A 20,101-nucleotide genomic window follows, 5' to 3' on the forward strand; every position below is an offset into this window, starting at 1 on the left:
AGCTGCGATCTTTTGATCTTTCAAAAACAGAAAGATCGCAGCCTTCGGCAGCTCCTACAGGTGAAGTGTAGAGCCAGCAAAAACCGCGACCTTTCTATTTGCATCAACCGAGCTGAGCGGCCACGTCTTCCGGAATGTCCGCGTTGGAGTAAACGTTCTGCACGTCATCCAGGTCCTCGAGCATGTCGATCAGCTTGAGTACCTTCTCCGCACCTTCCAGATCCAGCTCGGCGCTGGTGGTCGGCTGCATGACGATTTCCGCGTCATCCCCCTTGAACCCGGCGGCTTCCAGCGCGTTACGCACCGCGTAGAAACTGGTGAACGAGGTAAACACGTCAATCGAACCGTCTTCATGGCTGACCACGTCATCGGCATCGGCTTCCAGCGCCGCTTCGGTCAGCGCATCTTCATCGACGCCCGGCGCGAAGCTGATCTGGCCTTTGCGTTCGAACAGGTACGCCACCGAACCGTCGGTGCCGAGGTTGCCACCGCACTTGCTGAAAGCATGACGAACGGCTGCCGCAGTACGGTTGCGGTTGTCGGTCATGCATTCGACCATCACCGCGACGCCGCCCGGGCCGTAACCTTCGTAGGTCAGCTCTTCAACGTTGTCCGCTTCGGTGGCACCGGCGCCGCGCGCCACGGCGCGATCGATGATGTCACGGCTCATGTTCGCGCTCAGTGCCTTGTCCAGGGCCAGACGCAGACGCGGGTTGGATCCGGGATCACCGCCACCCTGACGGGCCGCAACGGTCAGTTCGCGGATCCACTTGGTGAAGATCTTGCCTCTCTTGGCATCCTGACGTTCTTTGCGGTGCTTGATGTTCGCCCACTTGGAATGACCTGCCATAACTCGCTCCGAATTCTCTTTGAAACGTTGCCCGCCCTGCTCATGCAGCGGCCAGCAAACAAAAAAATCTCGACCTGCTCTCTATAGAAAGAAAAAAGGCGCATCCGAAGATGCGCCTTCAGGCCCGTCTTACTCAGCCTTTGGCGTTTCGCGCAAACGAATGTGCAGCTCGCGCAGTGCCTTGGCATCCACGACACCCGGCGCTTGCGTCATCACGTCGGCAGCACTCTGGGTTTTCGGGAATGCGATCACTTCACGGATCGACTGGGCGCCGGTCATCAGCATCACCAGACGGTCCAGACCGAAGGCCAGACCACCGTGCGGCGGCGCACCGTATTTCAGCGCGTCGAGCAGGAAGCCGAATTTCTCTTCCTGTTCCGCTTCGTTGATGCCCAACAGGCGGAATACCGCTTGCTGCATTTCCTTGCGGTGGATACGGATCGAACCGCCACCCAGCTCGGTGCCGTTCAGCACCATGTCGTACGCGCGGGACAGAGCGCCAGCCGGGTTGGCTTCCAGTTCTTGCGGGGAGCACTTCGGCGCGGTGAACGGGTGGTGCAGCGCGGAGAAGCTGCCGTCGTCGTTTTCTTCGAACATCGGGAAGTCGACGACCCACATTGGTGCCCACTCGCAGGTCAGCAGCTTGAGGTCGTGACCGAGCTTGATGCGCAGTGCGCCCAAGGCTTCGCTGACGATCTTGGCCTTGTCGGCGCCGAAGAACACGATGTCGCCGTCAACTGCACCCACGCGATCGAGGATGGCGTTGAGGTTTTCCAGCGGGATGTTTTTCACGATCGGCGATTGCAGACCTTCAACACCGGCTGCACGCTCGTTGACCTTGATGTACGCCAGGCCCTTGGCACCGTAGATGCCGACGAACTTGGTGTAATCGTCGATCTGCTTGCGTGGCATGCTTGCGCCGCCTGGAACGCGCAGTGCGGCGATACGGCATTTCGGATCGTTGGCCGGGCCGCTGAACACTTTGAAATCAACTTCTTTGAGCTGATCGGCGACGTCGACCAGTTCCAGCGGGTTACGCAGGTCTGGCTTGTCGGAACCGTAGCGGCGCATGGCTTCTTCGAAGGTCATGTGCGGGAATTCGCCGAACTCCAGACCCAGCACTTCCTTGAACAGGTTGCGGATCATTTGCTCGGTCAGGCCCATGATCTCTTTTTCATCGAGGAAGCTGGTCTCGATGTCGATCTGGGTGAATTCTGGCTGACGGTCGGCACGCAGGTCTTCGTCGCGGAAGCACTTGGCGATCTGGTAGTAACGGTCGAAGCCAGCGACCATCAGCAGTTGCTTGAACAGCTGTGGCGATTGCGGCAGGGCGAAGAACGAACCGGCATGGGTACGGCTAGGCACCAGATAGTCACGCGCGCCTTCAGGCGTAGCGCGGGTCAGGATCGGCGTTTCAACGTCGAGGAAGCCGTTCTCGTCGAGGAAGCGACGGATGCTGGTGGTCATGCGCGAGCGCAGACGCAGCTTCTCGGCCATTTCCGGACGACGCAGGTCGAGGAAGCGATAACGCAGACGGGTTTCTTCGCCAACGTCGGAGAACTCGTTCAGCGGGAACGGCGGGGTTTCCGACTCGTTCAGCACTTCCAGTTCATAACCCAGCACTTCGATCATGCCCGACGCCATGTTGGCGTTGGTGGCACCGGCCGGACGCAGACGCACCTTACCGGTGATCTTCACGACGTACTCGCTGCGCACGCGATCGGCAGCGGCGAAGCTCTCGGCGCGATCCGGATCGAACACTACCTGAGCCAGACCATCACGATCACGGATATCGAGGAAAATCACCCCGCCGTGGTCGCGACGACGGTGAACCCATCCGCAAAGGGTAATTTCCTGGCCTTCCAGGCTTTCGTTCAGTTGGCCGCAATAGTGGCTGCGCATCATGGTCGTGGTTCGCTTCTCGTAATTCGAAAAATTCGGTGGAGCTCCCGTTGCTTTTCAAGCAATGCGGAAACTCACGCGTGTCGTTCAACCCGGGGTTGAACCCTAGTCAGATTTGTCGCCACCGGCCAGGTTCTTCTTGGCGCCGGTCTTGAAATCGGTTTCGTACCAACCGCCGCCACTGAGGCGAAAGCCTGGCATCGACAGTTGCTTCTTGAGCTCTGGCGCCTGACAGGCAGGGCAGTCGACCAGCGGTGCCTCGCTGATCTTTTGAATGGCTTCCAACTGATGACCACAGGAAGCACATTGATAATCGTACATCGGCATGGGGGGTGTCTCGGCGATCAGGTTGCCACCGCGCGCAGGGCTTTGCGGCGAAAGAGCGGGATTATATCGATTAAATGCGGCCTGTGCAGCCGTAAGACTGCACAGGCCGCGACCTCGTTTGCAACTGCCGTTTCAGAGCGATTCGACAGGTGTAGCTTGCTTGACGCCGTTCATGACACACACCACCCGCACCAGCGCACTGAAATTTCTCACCCCGCCATGACGCAGATGCACTTCACGGTCGACGTGGGACAACAGCGAGCTGATCGAACAGCAGTTGTCTGCGGCCATATTGCCAAGGATGTTCCAGTAGACCCGCTCCAGCCGCAGGCAGGTCGCATAACCGTTCAGACGCACGGATCGTGACGATGGCTGAACCAATGCCATGTCGAATTCGTGGACGAACGGATCGACTTTCAATTCATGCGGCAAGCCGACAATCCTGTCGCCTCGCCTGTCTCCCTCTACCATATCGGTGACACTCCTTTGCCATCTCTGCTTGTTTGAAAAGTCACATCCTGTGGCTTTCATAAAAGCGCAGACACAACGTTATAGCCAGACGACTTATTGACCGACAACGTAGGAAAAGCCAACGATACAGGTGGGATTGCGGACAGCGCGCGAGCCTTCTGCTGCTGGCCCGCGCACCGGCAGATTTACGCTTCCAGCAAGGCGCGCAGCATCCACGCGGTTTTCTCGTGAACCTGCATGCGCTGGGTCAACAGGTCTGCGGTCGGCTCATCGCTGACCTTGTCGAGCAGCGGGAAAATGCCACGCGCCGTGCGGGTCACGGCTTCCTGGCCGTCGACCAGTTGTTTGATCATGTCTTCGGCACTCGGCACACCCACTTCTTCCTTGATAGAAGAAAGGCGTGCGTAGGTGGCGTAGGCGCCTGGCGCCGGAAAGCCCAAGGCGCGAATACGCTCGGCAATCAAATCAACGGCCAGCGCGAGTTCGTTGTATTGCTCTTCGAACATCAAGTGCAGCGTCCGAAACATCGGACCGGTGACGTTCCAGTGGAAGTTGTGGGTTTTCAGATACAGCACGTAGGTGTCCGACAGCAGACGCGATAAGCCTTCGACGATGGACTTGCGGTCTTCTTCACTGATACCGATATCGATTGCCATGTTTACCCCCTAACGGCGATTGAATTCATCCAACAGGTGCAGACCCACTCTAGCAAGGCTGTCGACACCCCGCAGCCCCGATCAGATGCACACGCTGCGACAAATCGACCGACGCCATGCCGCTGGCCGGGCTGATTTGAGTAGCCGCAGGCTTTGCTGTTAAATAGACAGTGTGTCGCCATGCCCCATTTTTCGGGGCGTTGCGCATAGGCTGATGCCGTGAACGTGTCCACCGCCTCTTATTTTGTCCCGAAGCGAACCGTGCGCCTTCAGCTCTTCCTTGTGAGCCGTCATAAACGTGAGCCAATCAAAATGTTGAAAATCGTCCACCTGCTAATGGGCGCAGCGGCACTGCTGCTGTCGTTCATACCCAGCTTGAAATCCGAAGCCGTTCCCTACCTGCAACAACCCGATGCACTTTACCTGGCCTTTTTCGGCCTGCTGAACCTGGTGATTGCTCCTGTGATTCCTTTCTGGAACAAAGGCCCTCGTCAGCATCTGCAAAACCTGGTCAGCGCGCTGCTGGTACTGACTGTCGTCCTGCAAACCCTGACCCTGATCGCGCCGATGCCCGTCATCGCCGGCCAGCCAGCCGTACTGTTCACCCTGGTGATCGCGCTGGTTGCCGTGGTCCTGCATCTGGCTGTGAGCTTCTATCGTTCTTCACCTGCTGCTGCTCCAACCAGCTATGACATGACCAATCGTGATACCGGTACCGTCAAGTGGTTCAACACCTCCAAAGGCTTCGGTTTTATCTCCCGGGATTCCGGCGATGATATTTTCGTGCACTTTCGCGCGATCCGTGGCGAAGGTCATCGCGTACTGGTCGAAGGCCAGCGCGTGGAGTTCTCGGTGATGAACCGCGACAAAGGCCTGCAAGCCGAGGATGTGATCGCCGCACTGCCGCGACGCTGATCCAGGCATAAAAAAACCGCGAGCAGCCTGCTGTTCGCGGTTTTTTTACGCCTGATGAAAAGTACCTGCCTCAGTAGTGTGGCGGGGGCGCCTCATCCTCAAAGGACTCGAACTGACCGACCATCTCTTCCTGACGCTTGAGCATTGCTGCCATTTGCAATTGCAGGCGCTCGACCACGCGCTGCTGAGCGACCAGTACGTCGTTCAATGCCTGAATAGTGTCATCCTGAAATGCCAGACGGCTTTCCAGATCGGTAACGCGGTCTTCCAGGCTCATGAATCAGCCCTCCAGAAACGTAAAGTCTTCGGTCAACACCAGACGCAACTTTGCGCGAATGGCCTCTACTTGCTCGGCATTGTAAGGCTTGGCCGGCAGCTTGCCCCAGACCGGCGCCGGCCAGGCTGCGTCATCGCGTTTGCGCACAATCACATGCATATGCATCTGGCTGACAACGTTACCCAGGGTGGCGACGTTCATTTTGTCGGCATCGAACAGATCCTTGAGCAGCTCAGCCAGCGCGGTGGTTTCAAGCCAAAACTGTTGCTGATCGGCGACATCCAACTGAAACAACTCACTGATATCGTCGCGACGAGGCACCAGGATGAACCAAGGGTAGTTGGCGTCATTGGACAGCAGCAGTCGGCACAGAGGGAAATCACCGATGGTCAGCGTGTCCTGTTGAAGTCGTGAATCTAAAGCAAACACTGCGCGCACTCCCGGCTGATCTTCATTATTCAGCTTAGCGGCGATCCTTATGGACGGCGCACCAAGCGACAGGACGGCAGCATACCTGCGAATGCGCCTGCCTTCACGGCGACGGTGTACCCCATCGCCCTGCGAACGCCCCGACATGTGACATTTGCGAGCACAACGCACCAGCATGAAACCAGCATCCAGACTCAGCCCGACAAAATGACCGAAAACAGCAGAGACGTTCAGCGTCATCGCCCCTGCAAGCTGTATGAATTCAGAACAGCTGTAAATTTTTTTGCACCAAAACTGCACAGTGCGTCTACGCTCACTGCGTCGGGCATCCGCCAAATACTCACTGGCGGGGTGAACCGGTAACGTTTTTGGTTGTCACGCGCGTTTCTCGGCGTGGCAACACCATAGGAGGTATGGCGTCAAGCACAGAAAAAATCAGGCTTGAAGCCCCGCTTTCACAAGGTTTTCACAAACACAGGCGGGTGTTCAGAAAAATAACCGCAGCAAAATTGCGGTTTGTGCACGCTTGTTGCATTCGTACCCATATGGACTATAAGCGCACCACTGGAAGTGGATGCCTTAAGCCCCATAAGAACAGTGGCAGGGTTGCCCGATGGAGATTCAAGTGTTTTGCCAGGGACTCTTTTTTACCGATGCAAAAAGGCCCATAAACAGCGAGAAAGTTGTCAGTCCGGCTGCGTCGGTACTGTGAATTTGCGACATCCACCACGCCATTTGCGACAACGTCGTAAAGATGCTGAAAGGTTGGATTAGCAAGTATCGCCAACATTGTCGGCGTGATATAAGTTTGCGCCGACACAAAAAGAAAGAGCCGCCCAGATAATAAAACAGGTGGGACGGCAGTACTCTTCTAAAACCAAAGGAGCAAATCACGATGCGCGTGATGAAGTGGAGCATGATCGCACTGGCAGTTGCAGCAGCAGCCAGTACTCAAATGGCTACGGCCGCACCGTTTGTAAGTGACCAGTCTGAAGCCAAAGGTTTTGTTGAAGACGCGAAACTCACCGAGACGTTGAAGAACTATTACTTCAACCGCGACAACAAGAACGGCGGCCGCGACCAGAAAGACTGGACCCAGGGCTTCCTTAGTAACTTCAGCTCCGGTTACACCCAAGGTACTGTCGGTGTTGGTATCGATGCCTACGGTTACCTGGCACTGAAACTGGACGGCGGCGACGGTACTTCCGGTTCGGGCAACATGAGCCGCAGCGATACCGTTAACCCGAACAACGGCGCTCGCGACGTTAACGACAGCCAGGGCAAAGCAGGCGCGTCGGTCAAATTCCGCGTTTCCAAAACCGAACTGAAATTCGGCGACATGCAGCCAAGCACTGCTCCAGTGTTCGCTGTCGGCGGCTCCCGTATCCTTCCGCAAACGGCTACTGGCTTCCAGTTGCAGAGCAGCGAAGTCAAAGACCTTGACCTCGAAGCCGGTCATTTCTACTCGGCTTCCAGCCAGGACAAAAATGCCCGTAACGGCGGTCTGTACGCTAACTACGCAGGCGTAGAAGCCGACTCGATCGACTACTTCGGTGGTAAATACAGCATCACCGAAAACCTGAGCGCATCGCTCTACGGCGCCAAGCTGGAAGATATCTGGAACCAGTACTACGCCAACGTGAACCTCACCACCCCATTCAGTGGTGACACTTCGCTGAACACTGACTTCAACATCTACCGCACCACCGACACCGGTGACAAGCTGGCAGGTGACATCAGCAACACTGCCTTCTCCCTGGCAACCGCGCTGTCGTTCCTGAAAGCACACACCTTCACCCTGGCCTTCCAGAAGGTCAACGGCGATACCCCGTTCGACTACATCGGCGTGGGCAAGAACAACCGCGGTGGCGACTCGATCTTCCTGGCTAACTCCATCCAGTACTCTGACTTCAACGGTCCTGGCGAGAAATCCGTTCAAGCTCGCTACGACCTGAAAATGGCCGAGTACGGCGTTCCAGGCCTGAGCTTCATGGTTCGTTACGTTAAAGGTTGGGACATCGACGGTACCAGCACTCCAGCTGGCAGCCCTTACACCGGTCTGTACGGTGAAGATGGCAAACACCACGAAACCAACTTTGAAGCCAAGTATGTTGTTCAGTCTGGCCCGGCTAAAGACCTGTCCTTCCGCATTCGTCAAGCCTGGCACACTGCCAACGCTGACCAAGGCGAAGGCGATGTCAAAGAGTTCCGTCTGATCACCGAATACCCACTGAACATCTTGTAATTGTCAGTGGTTAGTTTGGAAGCATAAAAAAAGGCCCATCTTGCGATGGGCCTTTTTATTGCCGGTCACTTGCAATAGTTGCCTGACCGACAAGTCAGGCAATTAATTAGCAACCTATCATTGTGTTGCCGATTCCTGCACCACACGAATCACCCGTTGTGGAAAAGGAATATCAATGCCTGCAGTCTTTAAACGATCGCGCGACTGTTCGTTAAACATGAACATCACGTCCCAGTAATCTGCAGTTTTAACCCACACACGCAGCGAAACAGTGATCGAACTGTCGCCCAAGGTCGAAATCACGGCCTGCGGCGCCGGATCCTGCAACACGCGCTCATCCTTGGCCAGATCCAGCAACACCTGACGGGCCTTCTGCAGATCGGCTTCGTAATCAACGCCTACATCAAATACGACTTTGCGAGTCGGCTGACGGTTGGTGTTAGTAATGATGCCGTTCGACAGGTTGCCGTTTGGCACGATGATGGTTTTGTTGTCGCCAGTACGCAGCACGGTGTGGAAAATCTGGATGCTGTCGACCGTACCGGCTACACCTTGCGCCTCGATCCAGTCACCGATACGGAACGGACGGAACAGCAGAATCAGCACGCCGCCAGCGAAGTTCGCCAGGCTGCCCTGCAACGCCAAACCGATGGCCAGACCAGCCGCACCGATCGCCGCAACGAAGGAGGTGGTTTCAACGCCGATCATCGAAGCGACGCTGACAATCAGCAGCACTTTGAGAATGATGTTCGCCAGGCTGCTGATAAAGCCTTGCAGCGCCAAGTCAGCGTTGCGCAGAGCCAACAGACCGCCGAGCTTTTGCGTGACCTTGTTGATCAGCCACCAGCCGATGGCCAGGGTAATCACTGCCAACAGCACGCGGCTGCCGTATTCCATGATCATCGGGATCCACGCCTGGGATGCCTTGACCAGGTTGTCCACCTCAGCATTCAAATCCATGTTCTATCTCCTGATTTCCGGCTACCCGGGCTGTAAAAAATCAGCGGCAGAAAGACTGAACCTGTTGGGGCTCAATCGTTTCTGCCGTTGCTTGGGCCTCGGACGCTGAAAACGCCGAGAGGTTCCCCGACCGGGAAGCTTAGTCGCGGAAGTTGTTGAACTGCAGGGGCATGCCGAATTCCTTGGCCCGCAGTGCCGCGATGGCCTCTTGCAGGTCATCACGCTTCTTGCCGGTCACACGCACTTGCTCGCCCTGAATGGCAGCCTGCACTTTGAGTTTGGCGTCCTTGATGTGGCCGACGATTTTCTTCGCCAGCTCCTTGTCGATGCCTTCCTTGAGCACGGCGTCCTGCTTCATCAGTTTGCCCGATGCGTAGGCGTCTTTGACTTCAAGGCACTGCACGTCGATCTTGCGCTTGACCAGCGCCAGCTTGAGGATTTCGATCATCGCTTCCAGCTGGAACCCGGCTTCGGCGGTCAGGCTGACGGTGAGGTCCTTTTCCTTGAACTCAAAGCTGCCTTTGCCTTTCAGGTCATAACGACGATCAAGTTCCTTGACGGCGTTCTCGACCGCGTTGGTGAGTTCGTGTTTGTCCAGTTCGGATACCACGTCGAACGACGGCATGTAATCTCTCCAATAAAAAGGCGCGCTCGATGTGGATGGAGCGCGCTTGGCTTGCGGTTAAAATCGGGCTCATTATAACGGGTCTTTTCCCACCGACACGGCGAGCCGCACATGCCTGTACGCAATCGAGCAAAAAACTGATGTCCACCCCCTGGCATGTATTGGGCGCCGGCAGCCTCGGCACGCTGTGGGCTACACGTCTGGCCCGCGCCGGCCTACCGGTCAGATTGATCGTGCGTGATGCCGAGCGCTTGCGCAGCTATGAAGCAGCGGGCGGGTTGACGCTGGTCGAACATGGCTTGGCCAGCACCTACGCGATCCCCGGCGAGACACCGGATAGTCCCGAGCCGATCAGCCGTTTGCTGGTGGCCTGCAAAGCCTACGACGCAGAAAACGCCGTCGCCCGCCTCGCCCCACGACTGACAGCGGACGCCGAACTGATCCTTCTGCAGAACGGCCTCGGCAGTCAGGACGCCGTCGCCAACCGTGTGCCACTGGCACGCTGCATCAGCGCTTCAAGCACCGAGGGTGCATTTCGCGATGGCGACTGGCGCGTAGTGTTTGCCGGCCACGGTTTCACCTGGCTGGGCGACGCTGGCCATCCGGTCGCACCGATCTGGCTGGACGATCTGGAGGCCGCGAAAATCCCCCACGAATGGAGCATCGATATTCTCACGCGGCTGTGGCGCAAACTGGCGCTCAACTGCGCGATCAATCCGCTGACGGTGCTGCACAACTGTCGCAATGGCGGACTGCAGGAGCATCACTGCGAAGTCGCCACCCTGTGCGGCGAACTCGCCGAGCTGCTGGAGCGTTGCGGCCAGCCGGCCGCCGCCGACAATCTGCAACAGGAAGTCGAACGGGTCATCCACGCGACCGCCGCCAATTACTCGTCGATGTATCAGGACGTCGCCAACCAGCGCCGCACCGAGATCAGCTATCTGTTGGGCCACGCCTGCAAAGTCGCCGCGCGCCATCAACTGAACCTGCCGCACCTCAATCAATTGCAGCAGCGCCTGGTCACTCATCTGCACAGCCTTGGATTGCCCAGCGACTGAGCAGCGGCTACGCTGGCCACTTGTTCCTTTGCTGCGAAAAACCTGATGCCATTGCGCCAGCGTCTCGAAAACCTGCCGGTCGGCCAGAAACTGCTGGCTGCCCTGTTGGTGCTGTTGACCACTGTTCTGCTAGTCGCCAACCTGACCTTTATCAGCGCCGCCTATTACATCTCCCAGGAAAGCATGGCACCGCAGGCCTTGCAGACCATCGGCCGACTGATTTCCAACCCGAGTCTGGTCAGCGAAGCCCTGCAATCACCGCAAAGCGCCGAGCGCCTGCTCAAAGAACTCGACAGTTACTCACCGCTACGCGCCGCCGCGCTGTATGACGGCAAGGGCGAACGCCTGGCGCAAGTCCAGCGTGGCGATAAACTCAACTTGCCGGAGCGCTATCGGCACATCGAAGCGTGGCAACTGACTGAATTTCGCAGCAACCAGTTGATCACCCTGCCCCGCCCCGGCACCGCGCCGGGCCATCTGTTGCTGGTCGCCAGCAGCGAACTGCCGATGGCGTTCTACACCGGCACCCTGACCGCGAGCCTCGGCATTCTGATTTTCAGTGTGTTGCTGTGGCTGGTGATTGCCCGGCAGATCAAACGCCTGATCACCCGGCCGATCCATCAACTCGAGGAATTGTCGCGTCAGGTCACCCGCGAGGAGAACTACGCTCTGCGTGCCTCACGCGGCAATCATGACGAAATCGGCAGCCTCGCCGAAGCATTCAATACCATGCTGTCGCGCATCGAAGCCCGCGAACAGCAACTCAAACGTGCCCGCGATGACTCGCAAGCGGCCTATGATCAGGCGCAGGGGCTGGCCGAGGAAACCCGCCACACCAACCGCAAGCTGGAACTGGAAGTCCAGGTGCGCAGCAAGATCGAGAAGAAGCTCACCGGCTTCCAGAATTACCTCAACAGCATCATCGACTCGATGCCCTCGGCACTGATCGCCCTCGACGAGCAGCTTTACGTCACCCAGTGGAACCAGGAGGCCAGCGCCCTCTCCGGCACCCGACTCGACGAAGCGCTGAACCAGCCGATCTTCCTCGCCTTCGAACCGCTCAAGCCGTTTCTGCCGCAGCTCAAGCAGACCGTCGAGCAGCACACCGTGGCGAAAATCGAACGGGTAACCTGGTTCAAGGACGACGAACCGAAGCATTACGCGCTGACCTTCTACCCATTGATGGGCGGTGCCGGGCGTGGCGTGGTGATCCGTATCGACGACATCACCCAGCGTCTGTCGCTGGAAGAAATGATGGTGCAGTCGGAAAAAATGCTCTCGGTCGGCGGTCTCGCCGCTGGCATGGCCCACGAAATCAACAACCCGCTGGGCGCGATCCTGCACAACGTGCAGAACATCCGGCGACGCCTGTCCGCCGATCTGCCGAAGAACCTCGAAACCGCCGAGCAACTGGGCATCGAACTGGATACCGTGAACCGCTACCTGCAGGGCCGGGAAGTGCCGCAACTGCTCGACGGCATTCAACAGGCCGGCGCCCGTGCGGCGAAAATCGTCACGCACATGCTCAGCTTCAGCCGGCGCAGCACCCGGCAAATGGCGCCGTGCGATCTGCCGGCGCTGATCGATCAAGCCGTGGAGATCGCCGGCAATGACTTCGATCTGGCCATCGGTTTCGACTTCAAGGGGCAAGCGATCATCCGCCAGTTTGACCCGGCGCTCGGTCCGGTGCCGGGCACTGCCAACGAACTGGAACAGGTGCTGCTCAATCTGCTGAAAAACGCCGCGCAGGCGATTCACCAGCGCGAAGACGACAGTGAGCCGGGGCGGATCATCCTGCGCACCAAACTGAATCCGCCGTGGGCCGAGATTCAGGTTGAAGACAATGGCATCGGCATGAGCGAGAACGTGCGCAAGCGCACCTTCGAGCCCTTCTTCACCACCAAGGAAATCGGCCAGGGCACAGGGCTTGGCTTGTCGGTGTCGTACTTCATTATTACCAACAATCACAAAGGGCAGATGGAGGTGCAGTCAGCACCGGGCCAGGGCACCTGTTTCACCTTGCGCCTGCCGCTGACGCAACCGCTGTCCATCGCTGCCGAAACCAATCAATTATCGAGGTAACCCATGGGCTTTCGCCTGTCGAAAATCTACACACGCACCGGTGACAAAGGCGAAACCGGCCTGGGCGATGGCCGCCGCGTGCCCAAGGATCACCCACGCATCGAAGCGATTGGTGAGGTCGATACGCTGAACAGTCAGGTCGGCGTGTTGTTGGCCGGGTTGATTGCCGAACGCAACACGTTTCCGGGGTTGAATGAACTGATCGAGGTGTTGGCGCCTTGTCAGCACCGCTTGTTTGATCTGGGTGGCGAGTTGGCGATGCCGGCGTATCAGGCGTTGAATGCCGCAGAGATCGAACGACTGGAAGCCGCGATCGATGTGTGGAACGAGGAATTGGGGCCGCTGGAGAATTTCATTCTGCCGGGCGGGTCGATGTTGATTGCGCAGGCGCATGTATGCCGGAGCCTAGCGCGGAGTGCCGAGCGGCGCTGTCAGCATTTGAATGCGCTGGAGCCGTTGGCCGGGGTGGGGCTGGCGTACATCAATCGGTTGTCGGATTTGTTGTTTGTCGCGGCGCGAATGATTGCGCGGCGGCAGGGGATTGCGGAGATTCTTTGGCAGCCGGCGGCAAAACCCGCAGAGATGTAGTGTTTGATCGGCCGCCATCGCTGGCAAGCCAGCTGCCACAGGGTTTCATGGTGTACACAACATTTGTGAACGGCACTAAAACCTGTGGGAGCTGGCTTGCCAGCGATGAGGCCGCTAGCCTTTACAGAGAGTCAGGCCAGAACGCGCGAATCCCCGCCACGCCTTGCGCACCCACGCCCCAGGCTTTTTCGCGCTCCGCCGGGCCAACCCCACCCAACAAAAATACCGGTTTACTGAAGCCCTCGATCAACACCTGAGCCTGTTCCCAACCCAGCGGCTGCGCATCCGGGTGGGTCAAGGTCGGTTGTACCGGCGACAGCGTGACGAAATCCACGCCCATCTGCTCGGCCAGCGCCAGTTCCTCAGCGCTGTGGCACGACGCCGCCAACCAGCGCTCCGCGGGCAACGGACGCCCCGCCGCCGCGTATTTACGCAACTGTGCGGAGGTGATGTGCCAACCGGCCGACGGGAAATCGCCGAGCCATTCGAACGGCCCCTTGATCATCAACTGCGCCTTACCGGCACATAGCCCCGCCGCGTCTACAGCCAGATCACGGTACTTGGGGTCATAGCCGTTCGGTGCGCGCAGCTGGATCAACTTGATCCCGCCGGCAATCGCCTTCTGGATACCGCGCAGCAACGCCGGGGTTTCCAGGTCCTCAGGCGTGATCAGGTACTCCGCCGGCAGACGCGCTGCCGCGACGATGGGCTGGTTGGCGGCCGGGAACTCGTAGTTCGCCAGTTCTTTCGCGGTAACCCAGGCCAATGGCTGGCCTTCGGCACCGTGCGGTTCACCGGTGAAGGCCGACACTTCCCAGACATCCAGCAATACCTGCTTGTCGGGATAATCGTGACGCACTTTGATCAGCGGTCGGGCGGCGCCAACGACGATGCCCAACTCTTCGTGCAGCTCACGGGACAGTGCGCTTTCGACCGACTCGTCGGCCTCGACCTTACCGCCGGGAAACTCCCACAGACCACCCTGATGCTGGGTGTCGGCGCGGCGGGCGATGAGGATTTTGCCGCTGTCGTCACGAATGACGGCAGCGGCGACGTGTACACGTTTCACGGATTCAACTCCTCCAGTCCAGCCTTTTGCCACGCCTTGAAGGCGGGCCATTGGTAGACGGTTTCAACATAGGCTTCGTCGGCGGCCGGCAGCTTCACCTGATAAGTGCGCAGACGCACGGCAATCGGCGCGAAGAAGGCATCGGCCAGACTGACACGGCCAAACAGATAGGGGCCGCTCTCGGTGGCAGCGGCACGGCACTCGGCCCACAGCGCGAGCATGCGCTCGATATCAGCCTTGACCTCCGGCGGTACCGGGTTCAGCGGTGCGTCATGGTTGAGGTTGAACGGCATGTGATTGCGCATGGCGAAGAAACCGCTGTGCATTTGCGCGCAGGCGGATCTGGCCTGAGCACGGGCGAAGATATCGCTCGGCCAGAGTTGCTCGGACGGGAACTGTTCAGCGAGGTATTCGGCGATGGCCAGCGAATCCGCGACGGTACCGCGCGAGGTTTGCAGCAGCGGCACCTTGGCGGTCGGCGAGTGCTTGAGCAGCCGTTCGCGGGTATCGGGCTTGCCGAGTTTGATCAGTTCTTCGGTATAGGGTGCGCCGGTCAGTTCAAGCGCCAGGGCGGCGCGCAGGGACCAGGAGGAAAGCAGTTTGTCGCCGATGATCAGGTGCAGGGACATGGTTGGGTGCCTTTCATCAGGATGGACAGGCCGGATCTTCGGTGCCTGACAGGTCGCCATCGCGAGCAGGCTCACTCCTACAGGGATTTGTGAAAGACACAGATCCCTGTGGGAGCCAGCCTGCTGGCGATGCAGGCGACTCGGTCTCAGGTTAGATCACGTGCGGTATTCGGCGTTGATCTTCACGTATTCATGCGACAGGTCGGTGGTCCAGATGGTTTCGCTGCAATCGCCGCGACCCAACTCGATACGGATAGTGATCTCTTCCTGCTGCATCACTGCCGAACCCTGCGCCTCAGTGTAGGTCGCGGCGCGAGCACCACGGCTGGCGATGCACACGTCGCCAAGGAACACGTCGATCTTGCTCACGTCCAGATCCGGCACGCCGGCACGGCCGACAGCAGCCAGGATACGGCCCCAGTTCGGGTCGGAGGCGAACAGCGCGGTCTTGATCAGCGGCGAGTGCGCCACGGTGTAGCCGACGTCGAGGCATTCCTGATGATTGCCGCCGCCATTCACTTCAACCGTCACGAACTTGGTCGCGCCTTCGCCGTCACGCACGATGGCCTGGGCCACGTCCATGCACACTTCGAACACCGCTTGCTTCAGTTTGCCGAACAGCTCGCCTTCGGCGCGGGTGATTTCCGGCAGCGCAGCCTTGCCCGTGGCGATCAGCATGCAGCAATCGTTGGTCGAGGTGTCGCCGTCGATGGTGATGCGGTTGAACGATTTATTGGCGCCGTCGAGCATCAAATTGTGCAGGACTTCGCGGGAGACTTTGGCGTCAGTGGCGATGTAGCCAAGCATGGTCGCCATGTTCGGGCGGATCATGCCCGCGCCTTTGCTGATGCCGGTGACGGTGATGGTGACGCCGTCATGCTCGAACTGGCGGCTGGCGCCCTTTGGCAGGGTGTCGGTGGTCATGATCCCGGTAGCAGCGGCTTCCCAGTTGTTTTCCGACAGGTCGTCCAGCGCGGCTTGCAGCGCGCCTTCGATCTTCTCGACCGGCAGTGGCTCGCCGATCACGCCGGTGGAGTACGGCAGAATCTGGCTGGCATCAACACCGGTCAGTTCGGCCAGTCTGGCGGTGGTGCGCTCAGCGGCAGCCAGGCCTGGCTCGCCAGTGCCCGCGTTGGCATTGCCGGTATTGGTCAGCAGATAACGCACGGCGTTCTGTACGCGTTTCTTCGCCAGAATCACCGGCGCTGCGCAAAAGGCGTTCAAGGTGAACACGCCCGCCACGGTCGAACCTTCGGCGCAGCGCATCACAACAACATCTTTGCGCCCGGGGCGCTTGATGCCGGCCGAGGCGATACCGAGTTCAAAACCGGCAACCGGGTGCAACGTTGGCAAAGGACCAAGACCAACAGCCATGAATGCGCTCCTTACTCAATGATGTCAGCACCGTCGCGCGCGGCAACGGTGGTTTAAATGGCAAAACGCCGCGACGGCAGGAGCCGGTCGCGGCGCGGGTATTTCAGCGACTGAAACGGGTTTTACTGGATCTGCCCGTGGCAATGCTTGAATTTCTTGCCCGAACCGCAGTAGCACAGTTCGTTGCGGCCCAGCTTCTGCTCATTGCGAACCGGGGCAGTGGCGAGGGCCACATCGACCTCTTCACCGAGTATTTCCGGTTGCTCCAGGCCCGGGGCTTCAGCGTGTTCGAACTGCATGCGGGCGGCCAGTGCTTCGGCTTCCTGACGCAGACGTTGCTCTTCGGCTTCCGGATCTTCGCGGCGCACCTGAACGTGCGACAGCACACGGATCGAATCGCGCTTGATCGAATCGAGCAGCTCGGAGAACAGCGTGAACGACTCGCGCTTGTATTCCTGCTTCGGGTTCTTCTGAGCGTAGCCACGCAAGTGGATACCGTGACGCAGGTGATCCATGGTCGACAGGTGGTCTTTCCACAGATCGTCCAGCACGCGCAGCACAATTTGTTTCTCGAACGAGCGCAGTGCGTCGGCACCGGCCTGATCTTCTTTCTCGTTGTACGCCGCCATCAGCTCGGTCATGAGCTTCTCGCGCAGGGTTTCTTCGTACAGGTGATCGTCTTCGTCGAGCCATTGCTGAATCGGCAATGTCACGCCGAAATCGCTGGCAATCGACGCTTCCAGACCAGCCACGTCCCACTGCTCAGGCAGCGATTGCGGCGGAATATGTGCGCTGACGGTGGCGTTGAGCACGTCCTGACGGAAATCGGCGATGGTTTCACCGATGTTGTCAGCGGCCAGCAACGTGTTACGCATGTGATAGATCACTTTACGCTGTTCGTTGTTGACGTCGTCGAACTCGAGCAGTTGCTTACGGATGTCGAAGTTACGGCCTTCAACCTTGCGCTGCGCCTTCTCGATCGCATTGGTCACCATGCGGTGCTCGATCGCTTCGCCCGGCTGCATGCCCAGGGCTTTCATGAAGTTCTTCACTCGATCAGAAGCGAAGATGCGCATCAGGCTGTCTTCCAGCGACAGGTAGAAGCGGCTGGAACCGGCGTCACCCTGACGGCCGGCACGGCCACGCAGCTGGTTGTCGATACGACGCGATTCGTGACGCTCGGAGGCAATCACCTGCAGACCGCCGGATTCCAGCACTTGCTGGTGACGCTTCTGCCAGTCGGCCTTGATCTGGGCAATCTGCTCAGGGGTCGGGTTTTCCAGCGAGGCAACTTCAACTTCCCAGTTACCGCCCAAGAGGATGTCGGTACCACGACCGGCCATGTTGGTGGCGATGGTCAGGGCGCCCGGACGACCGGCCTGCGCGATGATCTCGGCTTCTTTTTCGTGGAACTTGGCGTTCAGAACCTTGTGTTCGATGCCTTCTTTCACGAGCAAAGCGGACATGTGCTCGGAGGTTTCGATGGTGGCAGTACCCACCAGCACCGGACGACCGGCCGCCATGCTTTCCTTGATGTCCGCAACGATCGCCGCGTATTTCTCTTCGGCGGTCAGGAACACCAGGTCGTTGAAGTCTTTACGCGCCAACGGTTTGTTCGGCGGAATGACCATGACCTCCAGACCATAGATCTGGTGGAATTCGAACGCTTCGGTGTCAGCGGTACCGGTCATGCCGGACAGCTTGGTGTACAGACGGAAGTAGTTCTGGAACGTGGTCGAGGCCAGGGTCTGGCTCTCGGCCTGGATGTTCAGGCCTTCTTTGGCTTCGATGGCCTGATGCAGGCCTTCGGACAGACGACGACCCGGCATGGTACGGCCGGTGTGTTCGTCGACCAGTACGACCTGGCCGTCCTGCACGATGTATTCGATGTTGCGATTGAACAGCTTGTGCGCACGCAGACCGGCATACACGTGGGTCAACAGGCCCAGGTTGTGTGCCGAGTACAGGCTCTCGCCTTCAGCCAGCAGGCCGACGCGGGTGAGCATGTCTTCGATGAACTGGTGACCGGCTTCGTTGAGTTCGACCTGACGGGTCTTCTCGTCAACGGTGTAGTGGCCAGCCTTGGTGACTTCGCCTTCGACTTCTTCAACGTGCAGTTCCAGCTGCGGGATCAGTTTATTGATCTCCATGTACAGCTTGGAGCTGTCCTCGGCCTGACCGGAGATGATCAGCGGGGTACGCGCTTCGTCGATGAGGATGGAGTCGACTTCGTCGATCACGGCAAAGTTGAGTTCGCGCTGGAATTTTTCTTCCATGCTGAACGCCATGTTGTCGCGCAGGTAGTCGAAACCGAATTCGTTGTTGGTGCCGTAGGTGATGTCGGCGGCGTACGCCAGACGTTTCTCTTCCGGCGGCTGGAACGGCGTCACGACGCCAACGGTCAGGCCGAGGAATTCATACAGCGGGCGCATCCAGTTGGCGTCACGACGCGCCAGGTAGTCGTTCACCGTCACAACGTGCACGCCCTTGCCGGACAGTGCGTTGAGGTAAACGCCCAGGGTCGCTACGAGGGTTTTACCCTCACCGGTGCGCATTTCGGCGATCTTGCCTTCGTGCAAGGTCATGCCACCGACGAGCTGCACGTCGAAGTGGCGCATACCCATGATGCGCTTGCCGGCTTCGCGGGCGACCGCAAAGGCTTCTGGCAGCAGCTTGTCGAGGGTTTCCCCTTTGGCGATGCGGGCCTTGAACTCATTGGTCTTGGCGCGCAATTGATCGTCCGAAAGGGCCACCATTTGCTCTTCGAAGGCATTGACGAGCTGCACCGTCTTGAGCATGCGTTTGACTTCACGCTCGTTCTTGCTTCCAAAAAGTTTCTTTAACAAAGGCGCAAACATATCGGCAGGATCTTCCACACTAAAGGGATGGAGGGCGGCCCCGTGAGCGTCGCCCGTGCAGCCCTCATGGCCGCATGCGAACGAGCATTCTACCCGGAAACGGAAGTGAGGAAAGTGGCGATGTTCCACGATGCTGGCACTGCGCTTTGACGGGGCTCACTTAAAATAGGGGCGTTTTGCTCAACTTCAAGTCATACAAGGCAGAAGTTAGTTGTTGATTTAATGGGTAAAGCGGGGGCAAAAGCAATGGGCGAGTGAGTTTGGCCTTTCTGCTACCATGGCGATTCTGTTACTTCAGGTGTTCGATCATGGCATTTCGCCCTCTTACGGCTAAAGCACCCGCCGTTCTCTTGCGCGAAGCCAAGCCGCTCAAAGCCATCCTCGGCCATGCCCAGCGCCTGGGCCATTTACAACGCCTGCTCGAAAGCCAATTGCAGCCCGCCGCCCGCGAACATTGCCATGTAGCGTCGTGGCGTGAGGGCAGTTTGTTGTTGATCGTCACCGATGGTCACTGGGCCACGCGCCTGCGTTACCAGCAAAAACGCTTGCAGCGACAATTGCAGATGTTTGACGAGTTTGCCAGTTTGACGCGGATTCTGTTCAAGGTGCAGCCGCCGACGGTTCAACGCGGGTCAGCCGGGCACACGATGGATTTGTCCACGGATGCAGCGGCGACGATTCAGGCCACGGCAGACGGGATCACTGATCCGGGATTGCGCGCGGCGCTGGAGCGCCTGGCGGCGCACGCCAAAGACAAGTCCTGACAGCTATCAATAATTGTAGGAG

19 protein-coding genes are annotated in these 20,101 nt (G+C 58.6%); 6 read left to right on the forward strand and 13 right to left on the reverse strand.

Features of this window, described 5'->3' with window-relative positions; translation table 11 throughout:
- Positions 1 to 103: 103 nt before the first annotated feature.
- The 5 genes from PMI23_RS15590 to PMI23_RS15610 form a co-directional block, all read right to left on the reverse strand.
- Positions 104 to 850 carry a YebC/PmpR family DNA-binding transcriptional regulator gene (locus tag PMI23_RS15590; RefSeq protein ID WP_007912738.1) on the reverse strand — a complete coding sequence of 249 codons (747 nt, stop codon included), beginning with the start codon at positions 848 to 850 and terminating at the stop codon, positions 104 to 106.
- 129 nt (positions 851 to 979) lie between these two features.
- Positions 980 to 2,755, reverse strand: coding sequence for an aspartate--tRNA ligase (gene aspS, locus PMI23_RS15595; protein ID WP_007912740.1), 1,776 nt, complete (start codon positions 2,753 to 2,755; stop codon positions 980 to 982).
- 102 nt (positions 2,756 to 2,857) lie between these two features.
- Positions 2,858 to 3,079, reverse strand: a complete 222-nt coding sequence (locus tag PMI23_RS15600) for an FmdB family zinc ribbon protein (RefSeq protein ID WP_007912741.1) — start codon at positions 3,077 to 3,079, stop codon at positions 2,858 to 2,860.
- A gap of 132 nt (positions 3,080 to 3,211) precedes the next feature.
- Positions 3,212 to 3,550 (reverse strand): ribbon-helix-helix domain-containing protein, encoded by a 339-nt coding sequence (locus PMI23_RS15605; protein WP_007912743.1) that lies wholly within the window; start codon positions 3,548 to 3,550, stop codon positions 3,212 to 3,214.
- A 185-nt stretch (positions 3,551 to 3,735) separates the two neighbouring features.
- Entirely contained in the window at positions 3,736 to 4,206 is a 471-nt protein-coding gene (locus PMI23_RS15610; RefSeq protein WP_007912745.1) for a Dps family protein, read from the reverse strand.
- 312 nt (positions 4,207 to 4,518) lie between these two features.
- Between PMI23_RS15610 and PMI23_RS30175 the strand changes: the two genes are divergently transcribed.
- Positions 4,519 to 5,121: a cold-shock protein gene (locus PMI23_RS30175; protein ID WP_007912746.1), complete on the forward strand. Its 603-nt coding sequence runs from the start codon at positions 4,519 to 4,521 to the stop codon at positions 5,119 to 5,121.
- A 70-nt stretch (positions 5,122 to 5,191) separates the two neighbouring features.
- On the opposite strand, the gene PMI23_RS15620 is transcribed toward PMI23_RS30175, so the two are convergent.
- Positions 5,192 to 5,398, reverse strand: coding sequence for a SlyX family protein (locus PMI23_RS15620; RefSeq protein WP_007912748.1), 207 nt, complete (start codon positions 5,396 to 5,398; stop codon positions 5,192 to 5,194).
- A 3-nt stretch (positions 5,399 to 5,401) separates the two neighbouring features.
- Positions 5,402 to 5,827, reverse strand: coding sequence for an HIT domain-containing protein (locus tag PMI23_RS15625; RefSeq protein ID WP_007912749.1), 426 nt, complete (start codon positions 5,825 to 5,827; stop codon positions 5,402 to 5,404).
- An 895-nt stretch (positions 5,828 to 6,722) separates the two neighbouring features.
- On the opposite strand from PMI23_RS15625, the gene PMI23_RS15630 reads away from it, so the two are divergent.
- Positions 6,723 to 8,072 carry an OprD family porin gene (locus tag PMI23_RS15630; RefSeq protein ID WP_007912751.1) on the forward strand — a complete coding sequence of 450 codons (1,350 nt, stop codon included), beginning with the start codon at positions 6,723 to 6,725 and terminating at the stop codon, positions 8,070 to 8,072.
- Between the two features lie 117 nt (positions 8,073 to 8,189).
- Here the strand turns inward: PMI23_RS15630 and PMI23_RS15635 are convergent, their stop codons facing one another.
- Positions 8,190 to 9,032 (reverse strand): mechanosensitive ion channel family protein, encoded by an 843-nt coding sequence (locus PMI23_RS15635; protein WP_007912753.1) that lies wholly within the window; start codon positions 9,030 to 9,032, stop codon positions 8,190 to 8,192.
- 139 nt (positions 9,033 to 9,171) lie between these two features.
- Entirely contained in the window at positions 9,172 to 9,657 is a 486-nt protein-coding gene (locus PMI23_RS15640; protein ID WP_007912755.1) for a YajQ family cyclic di-GMP-binding protein, read from the reverse strand.
- 140 nt (positions 9,658 to 9,797) lie between these two features.
- Here PMI23_RS15640 and PMI23_RS15645 point away from each other — a divergent pair, with 140 nt between their 5' ends.
- Genes PMI23_RS15645 through PMI23_RS15655 form a run of 3 tightly spaced genes read left to right on the forward strand, consistent with a single transcriptional unit; the run spans position 9,798 to position 13,385 of the window.
- Positions 9,798 to 10,715, forward strand: coding sequence for a putative 2-dehydropantoate 2-reductase (locus tag PMI23_RS15645; protein ID WP_007912757.1), 918 nt, complete (start codon positions 9,798 to 9,800; stop codon positions 10,713 to 10,715).
- A 45-nt stretch (positions 10,716 to 10,760) separates the two neighbouring features.
- Positions 10,761 to 12,797 (forward strand): sensor histidine kinase, encoded by a 2,037-nt coding sequence (locus PMI23_RS15650; protein ID WP_007912759.1) that lies wholly within the window; start codon positions 10,761 to 10,763, stop codon positions 12,795 to 12,797.
- A 3-nt stretch (positions 12,798 to 12,800) separates the two neighbouring features.
- Positions 12,801 to 13,385, forward strand: coding sequence for a cob(I)yrinic acid a,c-diamide adenosyltransferase (locus PMI23_RS15655; protein ID WP_007912760.1), 585 nt, complete (start codon positions 12,801 to 12,803; stop codon positions 13,383 to 13,385).
- Positions 13,386 to 13,506: 121 nt separating this feature from the next.
- Here the strand turns inward: PMI23_RS15655 and PMI23_RS15660 are convergent, their stop codons facing one another.
- The 4 genes from PMI23_RS15660 to secA all read right to left on the reverse strand — a co-directional run bounded on the left by PMI23_RS15660 (position 13,507) and on the right by secA (position 19,315).
- A complete protein-coding gene (locus PMI23_RS15660; RefSeq protein WP_007912761.1) occupies positions 13,507 to 14,454 on the reverse strand; it encodes a Nudix family hydrolase in 948 nt (315 codons plus the stop codon).
- Complete coding sequence (locus PMI23_RS15665) at positions 14,451 to 15,083, reverse strand: glutathione S-transferase family protein (protein ID WP_007912762.1); 633 nt, start codon at positions 15,081 to 15,083, stop codon at positions 14,451 to 14,453. Before PMI23_RS15665 ends, PMI23_RS15660 begins: the two co-directional genes overlap by 4 nt.
- 156 nt (positions 15,084 to 15,239) lie before the next feature.
- A complete protein-coding gene (gene argJ, locus PMI23_RS15670) occupies positions 15,240 to 16,457 on the reverse strand; it encodes a bifunctional glutamate N-acetyltransferase/amino-acid acetyltransferase ArgJ (RefSeq protein ID WP_007912763.1) in 1,218 nt (405 codons plus the stop codon).
- A 122-nt stretch (positions 16,458 to 16,579) separates the two neighbouring features.
- Entirely contained in the window at positions 16,580 to 19,315 is a 2,736-nt protein-coding gene (secA, locus tag PMI23_RS15675; RefSeq protein ID WP_007912765.1) for a preprotein translocase subunit SecA, read from the reverse strand.
- Between the two features lie 308 nt (positions 19,316 to 19,623).
- Here secA and PMI23_RS15680 point away from each other — a divergent pair, with 308 nt between their 5' ends.
- A complete protein-coding gene (locus PMI23_RS15680; protein WP_007912767.1) occupies positions 19,624 to 20,079 on the forward strand; it encodes a DUF721 domain-containing protein in 456 nt (151 codons plus the stop codon).
- Positions 20,080 to 20,101 lie beyond the last annotated feature (22 nt).

Origin of the sequence: Pseudomonas sp. GM24, from assembly GCF_000282235.1 — a bacterium.
In the GTDB taxonomy this organism is placed as follows: domain Bacteria; phylum Pseudomonadota; class Gammaproteobacteria; order Pseudomonadales; family Pseudomonadaceae; genus Aquipseudomonas.

Coding starts and splice junctions, on each gene's coding strand:
- PMI23_RS15590 (WP_007912738.1), bottom strand. CDS start 850: ATGGCAGGTCATTCCAAGTGGGCGAACATCAAGCACCGCAAAGAACGT.
- aspS (WP_007912740.1), bottom strand. CDS start 2,755: ATGATGCGCAGCCACTATTGCGGCCAACTGAACGAAAGCCTGGAAGGC.
- PMI23_RS15600 (WP_007912741.1), bottom strand. CDS start 3,079: ATGCCGATGTACGATTATCAATGTGCTTCCTGTGGTCATCAGTTGGAA.
- PMI23_RS15605 (WP_007912743.1), bottom strand. CDS start 3,550: ATGGTAGAGGGAGACAGGCGAGGCGACAGGATTGTCGGCTTGCCGCAT.
- PMI23_RS15610 (WP_007912745.1), bottom strand. CDS start 4,206: ATGGCAATCGATATCGGTATCAGTGAAGAAGACCGCAAGTCCATCGTC.
- PMI23_RS30175 (WP_007912746.1), top strand. CDS start 4,519: ATGTTGAAAATCGTCCACCTGCTAATGGGCGCAGCGGCACTGCTGCTG.
- PMI23_RS15620 (WP_007912748.1), bottom strand. CDS start 5,398: ATGAGCCTGGAAGACCGCGTTACCGATCTGGAAAGCCGTCTGGCATTT.
- PMI23_RS15630 (WP_007912751.1), top strand. CDS start 6,723: ATGCGCGTGATGAAGTGGAGCATGATCGCACTGGCAGTTGCAGCAGCA.
- PMI23_RS15635 (WP_007912753.1), bottom strand. CDS start 9,032: ATGGATTTGAATGCTGAGGTGGACAACCTGGTCAAGGCATCCCAGGCG.
- PMI23_RS15640 (WP_007912755.1), bottom strand. CDS start 9,657: ATGCCGTCGTTCGACGTGGTATCCGAACTGGACAAACACGAACTCACC.
- PMI23_RS15645 (WP_007912757.1), top strand. CDS start 9,798: ATGTCCACCCCCTGGCATGTATTGGGCGCCGGCAGCCTCGGCACGCTG.
- PMI23_RS15650 (WP_007912759.1), top strand. CDS start 10,761: ATGCCATTGCGCCAGCGTCTCGAAAACCTGCCGGTCGGCCAGAAACTG.
- PMI23_RS15655 (WP_007912760.1), top strand. CDS start 12,801: ATGGGCTTTCGCCTGTCGAAAATCTACACACGCACCGGTGACAAAGGC.
- PMI23_RS15665 (WP_007912762.1), bottom strand. CDS start 15,083: ATGTCCCTGCACCTGATCATCGGCGACAAACTGCTTTCCTCCTGGTCC.
- argJ (WP_007912763.1), bottom strand. CDS start 16,457: ATGGCTGTTGGTCTTGGTCCTTTGCCAACGTTGCACCCGGTTGCCGGT.
- secA (WP_007912765.1), bottom strand. CDS start 19,315: ATGTTTGCGCCTTTGTTAAAGAAACTTTTTGGAAGCAAGAACGAGCGT.
- PMI23_RS15680 (WP_007912767.1), top strand. CDS start 19,624: ATGGCATTTCGCCCTCTTACGGCTAAAGCACCCGCCGTTCTCTTGCGC.